This window comes from Lactobacillus sp. UMNPBX1 (assembly GCF_002554085.1).
Classification (GTDB): domain Bacteria; phylum Bacillota; class Bacilli; order Lactobacillales; family Lactobacillaceae; genus Lactobacillus; species Lactobacillus crispatus.
Window position 1 is genome coordinate 112,927 of the sequence record NZ_PCZI01000001.1, and the last position, 11,609, is coordinate 124,535.

Genomic DNA, 11,609 nt, shown 5'->3' on the forward strand with positions numbered 1-11,609 from the left:
CTATTTAACGATTTCGATACTATCTTTATCATCGACTTCAGTCATTGCAACTTTGACCTTCTCGTTCATTGCCGTTGGGATATTCTTTCCAATAAAGTCAGGACGAACTGGCAATTCACGGTGACCGCGGTCAACTAGGACAGCTAAATTAATCTTAGCTGGACGGCCTTGATCCATTAATGCATCAAGTGCAGCTCTAATTGTCCGACCTGTGAAAAGAACGTCGTCAACTAAGATAACGTTTTTATCGGTGATATCGAAGTCAAGTTGTTGGCTGTGGATCATCTTTTCCTTCTCAGCCTCTGGTAAATCATCGCGGTATTGAGAAATGTCAATTGCCCCTACAGGGACTTCAACATCTTCCAAGTTTTTCAAATTTTTGGCGATTCGCTCAGCCAAGTACCAGCCGCGAGTTTTAATTCCGACTAATACAAGGTTTTCAGTACCTTTATTGCGTTCGACAATTTCATAGGTCATCCGCATCAAGGCACGTTTCATGCCTAAAGCATCGATTATTTCTTTTGCCATATATTTTCCTTTCTGGATGACCAATAAGAAAAAGACCACCAAGAGCGCATGGCTCAAGATGGTCCTTCTGTATTAGCTAACGACAAAAAGTATTAGCTTGTGCAGATTTCCTTCTTAGCCTCACGGGACTAACTTTAAAGGTCATCACTATTATTTTCTTTATATTTAACTCGGAAAAACACAGATTGTCAAGATTTAGTGGAAAAATATTGTGCTTTATTTTGCTAGTTAAATCTTGCATACTATGAGTAATAGTAGTTTTTAGAGTTAAAAAGGTGGGATTAAATGACTAAGAAGCAAATATCAATGGTTACTTTGTCTTTGTTGCTGGCTAATATTATGTCAGGGCTAGATGCGACAATTATTAATACGGCGATTCCAGCAATTGTGTCCGATCTACACGGAATTCAGTATATGGGTTGGATTGTTGCCTGTTTTTTACTGGGAATGTCGGTCTCAGTGCCAATTTGGAGTAAAATTGGTGAAAGAATGGGTAACAAATTTGCCTTCGAATTGTCACTAGCCTTATTTATTTTAGGTTCAGTTTTAGAAGGGGTTGCTCCTGATATTTACTTTTTCCTTATTTCTCGAGTGCTGATGGGCGTTGGTGCTGGTGGAATGGGTTCTCTTCCTTATGTGATTGTTGGCTATATTTATCCGAATATCAAACGCAGGACGGTCATCTTGAGTTATATTGCAGCTAGTTTTTCGGCCGCTTGTATTGCTGGTCCACTAGTTGGTGGCTGGATTGTTGATGCTTTGTCCTGGCACTGGGTCTTTTATATCAATGTTCCATTAGGATTGATATCAATTATCTTGAGTTTTCTTTTTTATCGTGGCATTCGTAAGCCAAACATCAATACTGTCTTTGACCGACTAGGTGCTTTTACCCTAATTGGCGGTTTGACTTGCTTTTTGATTGGAATTCAGATGTTAGGACTAGCTAGTAATTTTCTAGTGGCTATTTTCGTGATTATCGGGATCGTAATGCTTGTCTGGTTCATCTTAGTTGAGAAAAAAGCTGCTAGTCCTATCGTGCCGTTATCGGTTTTTACTAATAAAGCTTTAGTTGGTGACTTCATTCTTTTTGCCTTTGCCTGGGGTGCATATATTGCAGTTAACACTTATTTGCCAATGTGGTCGCAGGCAATCTTAGGGACAACGGCCTTAATCGGTGGGATGACGTTGATTCCTAACTCAATCTTTGATATTGCTGGTTCACAAAGTACGCCGCATTTACTCAGACATTTTAATAATTATCATTTGTTAATTTTCGATTTTACATTGATTGCAATAACAGTAATCGGTTTAATTATTGTACCGATTAGTACGCCATATCAGATTTTGATGTCGATTGCAGCGTTATCTGGTTTAGGTGTAGGCTCAATCTTCGTTATTCTTCAAATAAAAGTGCAGATTGACGCTGGTGAAAAGGATATGGCACCTGCTACATCGCTTAGTTTTTTGATTAGAATTTTAGCGCAAACTATTATGGCTGCCGTTTATGGGGTGATTATGAATTTAGCTCTAGCACGTGGAATTGCTGGACACCACAATATTACGATGACCATGATGAATAAGTTGAGTGACGCAGAATCTGCGAAGAGTTTGCCTAAGGCGTTAATGCCAACAATGCGAACTATTTTTCATACTGGAATCAGAGAAATTATGATTGTATCGTTGTTGCTAATTATTTGTGGGTATGTTGCAAACTTTATTTATAATCATCATGAAGCAAAGAAAGCTGCGGAATAGAGAAAAAGTGTTTGAGAGAAACTCAAACACTTTTTTTACTGCAAATTTTTAATCACATTAAATCTAAACAAAATCAAGTTAAAGACGACAATTCCAGCAGTAACAATAAAAACGGTACTGTAATTAGTTAATCCAGAGATAGTTGAACCTAGTAGCGGTCCAAAAATATTACCGATATACATAGCTGACTGATTCCAAGAAAAGATTCGACCTGTAATTTTTGCTGGCGTATTTTTGGTAAGCAAGGTTTGCACTTGTGGGAATAAACAAGCATCAGTAAAGCCAACCAGAAAGCGTAAAATTCCAAGTTCGACTGTATTTTGCACGAAAGCAGTTAAAAAGAAAAGAATAGTCGCACCGATGAATCCGGCAATAATGATTTTGTGTGTCCCAATTCTGTCTCCTAATGCGCCAAAGCGAGATGCGGCAAGGAAAGTAGCAATCCCAGGCAAAGCAGCTATTACCCCGGAAATAAATACTACATTGCCATGGCTAGCCATCAGTTGCTTAACATACAGCGACACAATGGGATTGATCGAATTATTAGCCGCCTGAATAATCAAGGTAGTTAAAAGCAAGCCAAAGATTAATTGCGGTGAGCGTAATTCTTTAATTACTCCGCTTGCTTTATCAAGTTTCTTTTCAGTTACTGGCTTGAAGTCTGTTTCATGGACAAAGAACAATGACAAAAGAAATGCAATTAATAATAGACCACCTGTAATAAAGAAGGTAACGCGATAGGAGAAAATAGACGCTAAGGCTCCACCAATAAATGGCCCGAGTAAGTTGCCAGCAGTAAAGCTAGACGCCATAGTGCCAAGTGCTTGTCCAGATTTTTCCTTCGGAGTTTCAGTCGCAACTAGAGCATTGGAATTAGAAACAAAGCCTGCAAAAATACCTTGTAACATTCTTAAAATAAATAATTGATAAACGTTGGTAACTAGCCCCATACAGCCAAGGACGATAGCCATTCCCAATGAAGCTCGTAATGTCATCGGCTTTCTGCCTTTTTTGTCTGCTAGTTTTCCCCACCAGGGAGAAAACTAGCAGACAAAAAATAAGTACCGGAGTAGATAAAGCCAGACCAAAAGTTTAACTGCTTATGGGTAAAATTGCCTAGTGTATCAATATATAATGGCAGAAACGGCATTACTTCAGAGAAGGCGATACCAGCGATAAAGACCGCAATAGATAAGACAAGTAAATTCTTTTTCCAAATAGGTTTTTCATTCATTTTTATTCCCTTTGTTAAGTTTTAAAGTATAAATTGTAAAGCTGATTATGAATAGCACCAAGATTAAGTGAGTTAAAAATAAGGGCTGACTAGAATTCATAACGCTTTTATTAATATGGTAGTTAAAGATTTGCTCAAAGATGTGCGGTCCATTGAATAAAAGCAAGCCACCCCACAGAATTAATTGAGTTAAGAAGCCTCCAGCAGTGCGAAAACGATAGTTGATCATATAAATATTTGTATCGACATGATCACGGATAAGATCTAAGGTGTCAGTATTTTGTAAACTGTAGAAAATTCGAATCAAAAAAATCCCTGCAAAGTATGTTGGCCTAAAGAGCGTAATAACTAGACCGAGAACAATGCCCCAACTTTGAATGGTGAAGTCATCAAATGGTAAATATTCACGTAGCGTTTTTAATAATGGACGTTTGATAAAGCTGGCGATTAAGATAATGACAAATAACCAGTAGTAATTTTTTGCACCAAATAAAACAGAAATATAAACGGCTGAAAAGATAGTGGTAAAGTCTTGGCAGAGGCCTGCGATTGTCAGGCGATACTGCATTTTGCGAGATAATTTACCATGTTTTTGGCTTAAAGCTAATTTGATCAGATAGCTAATAACGACTACGGCTGAAACGATAATACCAAAAATAGAGAAGATGTCTTTTCCCGAGTTCCAACCTTCTCGAATTAAGAGAATAGCCAGTAGCAAACCAAGAGTTAACCAGACATTTTGCCACTGCAATACAATTTCCCGTGAATGTGCTCTAAATGGAGAATATTTAAAGCCGAGTATAGCAATTAGCGTATAAATGAGCATTGCGATAAATGAAATTGTTGGCAGATGTGGTTCAACAAAGACAACTATTGCTAGTAAAATTAAAATTGCGCCAAAATAAGCAAAAAGATCATTCTTGCTTGGATGATAGTCGCTTTCAATGGCGATTTGTTTTTGAACGCTAGGGAAACATGCGGCGCCTATTCCGGCAAGGGATGCGCTAATGCAGTAAAGGGCTGGTAAAAAGATGCCGAAAATCCCTAAGAAATAGCCAAATAATGCTGCCAATGAACCGAACCAGCCAATAACATTATCTTCATTTTCGCCGCCTTTAAATAAAAACAATGTTGTGCGCCGAAAGGCATAGAAGAGTGCAAAAGGCAGCACGCTGATTGCAGTATTTTGTTTAATAATTAAGCTGAATACTAAATAAGGGAATAGGTTTAAGGGTAACGAGCTAATTTTTAAGAGTAAGTTACTTTTTTGTTGTAGTAGATTGTTAATATCTTTCATGATTTAATTTTAGAAAAGTCATAGTTTTTATACTTAATTGCTAGCGCTTTGTTTTTAAAAAGTGCATTGTGGATATCTCCAGAGGAATATGCAAGATATAAACAAGGATGTCCTTTAAATTGACCAGTAATATAAATAATATCTACAGGTGTCAAAAACTCACGAACGCGCATCCAAGTTTGCCCTTGATGCTGTTCGATGGCAATCATGGAGTCACCGCCAGAATAGGTCTTGTTCTTTTGCTCAGAGTTATGATCCAGCTTAATGGACTTATCCACTTGTCGATAAACTACTGAGTCACCAATTGTATGCTTGTTGATAATTAATTTGCGAGCTGATTTGCTCAGTGGATCGCTACGATACCAGGTACCGCGAAATTGTTCGGGGATGCTGGTTAACTTAAAGCCAGGATATTTCTTTTTTAAATTAGGCTTAAACTCATTTGCCTGTTTGGATGCTTTATGTGTCGCAGAACTGCTTACTGTTTCGTTAACCGTAGCGGGACGACTAGAACGGTTGGAACAGGCTGATAGGCTAAAAAACAGGGGGAAAAGAATTATCATTGAAAATTTATTTTTCATATTTTATTTTTCCTTTGCAATAATTATTTTTAATTATAGTCTACTTTGACTGTTTTTCTAGGTAAAATTAAATTAAGCGTTTTTTATAGAAAGGAAAAATTATGCAAAAAGAACAAGAAATCCAAATGTTGAAAGAATTCTCAGATGCCAATTCAACTTCGGGCTTTGAGGAAGAATTCGTTAAGCTGTTTACTAGTTATGCGGAAAAAACGGCAGATATTGAGGTAGATGGGATGCTCAATGTTTATGCCGCCAAGAAAGAAAATAAGGGAAATCGACCGGTAATTCAACTTGATGCGCACTCAGATGCTGTAGGCTTCATTACGCAAGCTGTTCGCCCTAATGGTTTAATTAAGTTTGTTCCACTTGGTGGTTGGGTAAAATATAATATTCCAGCCTTGCGCGTTAAAGTGCGCAATCGTGATGGAGAATATATCCCTGGCGTTGTAGCAACTAAGCCGCCTCACTTCATGACAGCAGCTGAGCGCAATAATGTACCTGATGTGGCAGATATGTCAATTGATGTTGGTTCTTCTAGCCGTGAGGAGACAATCAAGGACTACAAGATTGATACAGGTTGCCCTATCTTTGTTGATGTTAAGTGTGAATATCATGAAAAGTCCGGTTTATTCTTCGGTAAAGACTTTGATGATCGTTTTGGTGCTGGTGCGATGGTTGATGTGCTTGATAATTTGAAGGGTGAAGAAACTAACTTTGACGTGGTGGCTGCACTTTCTAGTCAAGAAGAAGTTGGCTTGCGTGGCGCCTATGTAACGGCTAGAAAAGTTAAGCCAGATCTTTGTCTGGTACTCGAAAGCTGTCCAGCTGATGATACTTTTACGCCTGACTGGCTTTCTCAAACTGGTCTAAAACGTGGCCCAATGTTGCGCGATATGGATACGACATTTTTACCAAATCCTAAGTTCCAACAATATGCATGTGATTTAGCTGATAAAAATAATATTCCATATACTCGTTCAGTTAGAACCGGTGGCGGTCAGGATGGCGCTGCAATTTACTACGAAAATGGTGCGCCAACAATTGTCATCGGTATTCCGGTGCGCTATGAACACTCACCATATTGTTTCAGTAGTTATAAGGACTTTAAGGCTTCAGTTGATTTAGCTACTGCAATTATTCGTGATATTACCCAGGAAAAGCTAGATAGCTTCAAAAAGTTTTAATAAATTGCTTAAAAAGATGGATTCTCTATTATAAGGGACCATCTTTTTTGATATACTTAAACATAATTTTATATTTTAAGCGAGGTAAAGAGATTGATTACAGTATCCGACGTTAGTTTACGATTTGGTGGCCGCACACTCTATGAAGACGTTAACTTAAAATTTACTCCAGGCAACTGCTACGGCGTAATTGGTGCCAATGGTGCCGGTAAGTCAACTTTTCTTAAATTGTTAGAGGGGAAACTGGAACCAACAACAGGTTCAATTTCAATTGATCCCAATGAGCGCATGTCCAGCTTGAACCAGGACCACTTTGCTTTCGAAGACTTCTCTGTCATGGACACAGTAATTCAAGGGCACAAGGAACTGTATCAAGTAATGAAAGAAAAAGATGCTCTTTATGCCAAACCTGACTTTGGTGATGAAGATGGGGTTAAGGCAGCTGAATTAGAGAGCAAGTTCGCAGAACTTGATGGTTGGAATGCGGAAGCGGATGCGGCTAAGCTGCTGCAATCATTAGGGATTCCTGAAGAAGAACATCAAATGATGATGAAGGATTTACCTGAAAGCGAAAAAGTTAAGGTCTTATTGGCCCAAGCTTTGTTTGGTAATCCTGATATTTTGCTATTGGACGAACCGACTAACGGTTTGGATGTTCATACCGTTGAATGGTTAGAAGACTTTTTGGCTGATTACCCTAACATTGTGATTGTTGTTTCCCACGACCGACACTTTTTAAATCAAGTATGTACTGAAATGTGTGACGTTGATCGTGGTAAGATTCAACTTTATGTTGGGAACTATGACTTTTGGTATGAATCAAGCAAGCTAGCTAATGAATTAGCTGCTAACCAAAATGCTAAAAAAGAAGAAAAGATGAAGCAATTGCAAGAATTTATTGCCCGCTTTTCTGCCAATGCATCTAAATCACGTCAGGCAACTTCTCGTAAGAAACAACTTGATAAGATTACTTTAGATGATATTAAGCCATCGAGTCGTAAATATCCATTTGTAAAATTTGAAATGCACCGTGATTTAGGTAATGACCTAGTTAAGGTGGAAAATGTTTCTTATTCAGTTGATGGTGAAAAAATTCTAGATAATGTTTCCTTTATTGTTCGTCCTGGTGATAAGGTAGCATTTTTATCACGTAACGCTTTAGCAACGACTGCGCTGCTTGATATCGTTGCTGGTAAGCTTAAGCCAGATACTGGTACCGTTACATGGGGTCAAACAACGGCCTTTAACTACATGTCACGCGATTTGAACGCTAACTTTAATAATGATGACTTAACAATTTTGGACTGGCTGCGTCAATATGCTACTAAGGAACAAGACGATAACACTTTCTTACGTGGATTCTTGGGTCGAATGCTCTTTAGTGGGGAAGAAATTGAAAAGAAGATCAAAGTACTTTCCGGTGGGGAAAAGGTTCGTTGTCAATTGTCCCGAATGATGCTTGAACCGGCTAATGTATTGATCATGGATGATCCTACTAATCATTTAGATCTTGAGTCAATCACTGCATTAAATGATGCCCTTGTTTCATATCCAGGTTCAATTTTATTCACCTCACATGATCATGAATTTATTCAGACTATTGCTAACCACATTATCGAAGTTGGACCTAAAGGTATTGTTAGTCGCCAAGATACAAGTTATGACGAATTCTTAGATAAAGAATCAATTCAATCGGCAGTAGCTAAGATATATTAATAAAAGATTATTGAATTTCTTGTGGTTGAAACTTAGCTATTTTTGGTTCATGATGTGAGGTAAATAAAGAATGAAAGGACTTACATTATGAAACGAATTAAAATGGGATGTACTACTTTAAGCATTCCAGCGATGGCACTTGGCATTATGCGAATGAATCAAAAATCAGTTCCAGAGGCTCAAGTGGCAATTCAAGCCGCCTATGATGCTGGGATCAACTTCATTGATTCTGCTGATATTTATGGCGGTGGAAAATCAGAAGAGATTTTTGGTCAAGCTTTTAGCCAAATGCAGATCAAGCGTGAAGAGATGTTTATTCAATCTAAAACAGGAATTGTTCCAGGAAAACGTTATGATTTTTCTAAAGAACATATTTTGCATAGTGTTGATGAAATTTTGGAAAGAATGCAACTAGATTATCTTGATTCATTAGTACTTCACCGACCAGATGCATTGATGGATCCAGAAGAAGTAGCTGAGGCTTTTGATCAACTACAGGCAGCAGGTAAGGTGCGCTTTTTCGGCGTATCTAATTTTGATACGGCTCAATTTAAATTGTTACAAAGTTGCTTGAGCCAGCGCTTGATGTTCAATCAATTACAATTTAGCCTGAAACATACAGGAATGATTGACTTTGGGATGCATATGAATATGGTAGATAAACCATCAGTTGATCGTGATAGCCAATTTCTTGATTATGCCCGTCTACACAAAGTTACTGTGCAGGCTTGGTCACCATTCCAGTATGGCATGTTTGAAGGGACCTTCATTGATAATGATGGCTTCCCCAAGTTGAATCAAGAGTTGCAAAAACTGGCCGATAAGTATGAGGTAGGTAAAAATGCGATCGCTGCAGCTTGGATTTTACGTCATCCTGCAAATATTCAAATGCTAGTTGGATCAATGAATCCGCAACACATTAGGGATTCTGCTAAAGGTGCCAAGATTCGATTGACTAGACAGGAGTGGTACGATTTATACTTAGCTGCTGGTAATTATTTGCCCTAAACCGAATATTTTCTAATAAAAACAAAAACTAGCTTTTAAAAGCTAGTTTTTTGCTTATAATGGATAATAGGACTATATAAAAGGGGATTAAGAAATGAAAAAAAAATATGGAAAAAATCTTATTTTTGAAGATTTTATTCATGATCGGGAAGTGAAAATGTATCGTAGTGATGCAGAAGATTCCGTTCATTCAGATTATACTTTAAATGTACAAGTTTTTACGTTAGATAATTTACCATTTTCACCATTAACTGGTGATCAACAACACATCTTTTTTGACTATGAGAAAGCTGGAACTGATGCAGTTAAGATCACAGGGGTTGAAGGCCATTTTTACAATGCAATTACTAGAAGGTATGAAGTGACTGATCATACTTTCGTTGTAGGAGAATTGCTTGATGACAAGGTAAGTGAGACAGTAGCCACTCAGCAAATGAGGGAAGCTGCTGAAAAAGTAATCGCAGAGTTAAGCAAACGTATTCCGATGCTTCCTCACATTAAGCATCCGAAAATTTTAACCGATGTACAAAGAGCAGAAAAATTGGTAACTGATCGCAATGTGAAGATTACTAGTTTAAGTAAGGCAACAGGAATTTCAACCTATACTTTATATAACTATCGTAAGAATCCGGCTTCTTTGCATAAGGCCTCGCAAGCAACGGTTGATTGCTTAACCAGCAAGTATTTTGAAACTTACTTTAGCCGAAATGAGATTGAACGCTTTCGGATGATGTTAATCAACATTGTTGGAGCTTATTTGAAGGAAACAGAAGGTAATCCAATTGCCTATGATCCTGCACATGCTTTATATACAATGTGTCAAAAAGGGGATTGGCATCGTTTAGCTAAAATGGAAGAGTTGTGGCGAGCAAGCTACAGTGTAGAAAGGTCGCTTTAATGCAAACGATGTTTGCTCATGCGCTTAACGGCGTAAAAAATTGGTAATCCAATAATGACAATTCCAGCAAAAAGTAAAACACCAGCTGGATCATTAATTAATTCACTGATTAAGACAAACAAACCGCCTAAAATAGCAATTATAGGCACAAAAGGATAAAGTGGAGTACTGAAAGGACGCTCTGCTTTATTCTTTTTTCTTAGGATAAAAATTCCAAAGAAGGCTAAAAGATAGAAGCAATAAACTGTAAAGACGCAAAGATCTGATAAGTGGTCTGGATCAAAGAAAATCATCATTAAAAGGGCTAAAAGGACGATAAACAAAGTAGCAACAACGGGAGATTTTCCTTTAGGAGTAACATAGGCTAAGTATTTAGAAAAAGGTAGATCTCCTCGTTTAGCCATGGCATAAACGATTCTAGGAAAGGTCAGCATTTTTCCATTTAATGTTCCCATCATTGAAATGATGATGCCAATGGAAAGAATTTTACCTCCGATTGCACCGAAAACCGCGTTAGCTAGATAAGTAGTAGTGTTTTCGCCTAGTTGGTGAATTTGATTAGCGGGGATGAAGCGGAAAATCCCAATTGTAATTAGGGTATAAATAGCCAAAACAGCTGTAATTCCTGCAATGATTGCTCGAGGTAATAATTTTTGGGGATTTTTCATTTCGCTGCCTAAATTAGCGATTAAAATCCAGCCATCGTAGCCGAATAAAGTGGCTAAAACAGCAACACCGAAGTTACTAGTGTGTTGACTAACCTCTGCTACAGTCTGGTTAATCGCATCTTGTTGACCCCAACAGATTCCACAAATGGTGATTACAGCGATCGGAATCATTTTGGCAATCGTGGTTATGACCGAAAAGATTGCACCTACCTTATTTTCAAAGAAATTCATGATTCCAATTGCTAAAACTGTGATTAAAGCCAAAGGAATGCGCCATGAATGATTCAAACCAAAAAAGTTAGTCATCATGATGCTCATAAAACCAGCAACGGCGGCAATAATTGCAGGACCATACACGATGATCTGCATCCAACCAGCCATAAAGCCTAAAATGCGGCCATAGAGATTTTCAATGTAGACATAAAGACCACCAGTGTAGGGCATTTGCGCCCCTATCTCGGCAATGGTGAGACCTGCAGCCAAGGTAATTAGACCACCAAAAATCCAAGCTAGTAAGGCCATTGTAGTTGAACCTGCACTGTCAAGAACAGAAGCCTGCTTAAAAAAGATACCAGAGCCGATGATAGTTCCGATTACAATTGAAAAAGCTGAGCCAAAACCAATACTGCGTTTAAGCTTGTTGTCCATTTTTTCTCCTTTATACAAAAATAGCCGGATTCACCTTATCGTCTAGAAACGATTGAGTGAATCCGGCTGCTGATTTACGTACACCAAAATCA

The 11,609-nt window shown here is 38.0% G+C and carries 9 protein-coding genes and 1 pseudogene; 5 read left to right on the top strand and 5 right to left on the bottom strand.

Going from position 1 to position 11,609, the window contains the following annotated elements:
* Window positions 1–528, bottom strand: coding sequence for a bifunctional pyr operon transcriptional regulator/uracil phosphoribosyltransferase PyrR (gene pyrR, locus CP352_RS00605; protein ID WP_065990500.1), 528 nt, complete (start codon window positions 526–528; stop codon window positions 1–3).
* Between the two features lie 285 nt (window positions 529–813).
* On the opposite strand from pyrR, the gene CP352_RS00610 reads away from it, so the two are divergent.
* A complete protein-coding gene (locus CP352_RS00610) occupies window positions 814–2,283 on the top strand; it encodes an MFS transporter (RefSeq protein ID WP_005720843.1) in 1,470 nt (489 codons plus the stop codon).
* Between the two features lie 35 nt (window positions 2,284–2,318).
* Here CP352_RS00610 and CP352_RS00615 read toward each other — a convergent pair.
* The 3 genes and pseudogenes from CP352_RS00615 to CP352_RS11230 form a co-directional block, all read right to left on the bottom strand.
* Window positions 2,319–3,517 (bottom strand): annotated as a pseudogene (locus tag CP352_RS00615) (multidrug efflux MFS transporter).
* Window positions 3,510–4,646 carry a hypothetical protein gene (locus CP352_RS00620; protein ID WP_223875837.1) on the bottom strand — a complete coding sequence of 379 codons (1,137 nt, stop codon included), beginning with the start codon at window positions 4,644–4,646 and terminating at the stop codon, window positions 3,510–3,512. The pseudogene CP352_RS00615 and the gene CP352_RS00620 overlap by 8 nt, the downstream one beginning before the upstream one ends.
* Before the next feature lie 164 nt (window positions 4,647–4,810).
* Entirely contained in the window at window positions 4,811–5,395 is a 585-nt protein-coding gene (locus tag CP352_RS11230; protein WP_223845444.1) for a hypothetical protein, read from the bottom strand.
* A gap of 101 nt (window positions 5,396–5,496) precedes the next feature.
* On the opposite strand from CP352_RS11230, the gene CP352_RS00630 reads away from it, so the two are divergent.
* From CP352_RS00630 to CP352_RS00645, 4 genes are all read left to right on the top strand, one after another.
* A complete protein-coding gene (locus CP352_RS00630; RefSeq protein WP_013085984.1) occupies window positions 5,497–6,579 on the top strand; it encodes a M42 family metallopeptidase in 1,083 nt (360 codons plus the stop codon).
* A 93-nt stretch (window positions 6,580–6,672) separates the two neighbouring features.
* The gene (locus CP352_RS00635; RefSeq protein WP_057726750.1) at window positions 6,673–8,295 is read left to right on the top strand and encodes an ABC-F family ATP-binding cassette domain-containing protein; all 1,623 of its coding nucleotides are present in this window, start codon (window positions 6,673–6,675) and stop codon (window positions 8,293–8,295) included.
* A gap of 87 nt (window positions 8,296–8,382) precedes the next feature.
* Complete coding sequence (locus CP352_RS00640) at window positions 8,383–9,303, top strand: aldo/keto reductase family oxidoreductase (protein ID WP_005720836.1); 921 nt, start codon at window positions 8,383–8,385, stop codon at window positions 9,301–9,303.
* 94 nt (window positions 9,304–9,397) lie between these two features.
* Window positions 9,398–10,201 (top strand): helix-turn-helix transcriptional regulator, encoded by an 804-nt coding sequence (locus tag CP352_RS00645; protein ID WP_061204514.1) that lies wholly within the window; start codon window positions 9,398–9,400, stop codon window positions 10,199–10,201.
* Here CP352_RS00645 and CP352_RS00650 read toward each other — a convergent pair.
* Window positions 10,198–11,517, bottom strand: a complete 1,320-nt coding sequence (locus tag CP352_RS00650; RefSeq protein WP_089143555.1) for an APC family permease — start codon at window positions 11,515–11,517, stop codon at window positions 10,198–10,200. The genes CP352_RS00645 and CP352_RS00650 overlap by 4 nt on opposite strands.
* Window positions 11,518–11,609 lie beyond the last annotated feature (92 nt).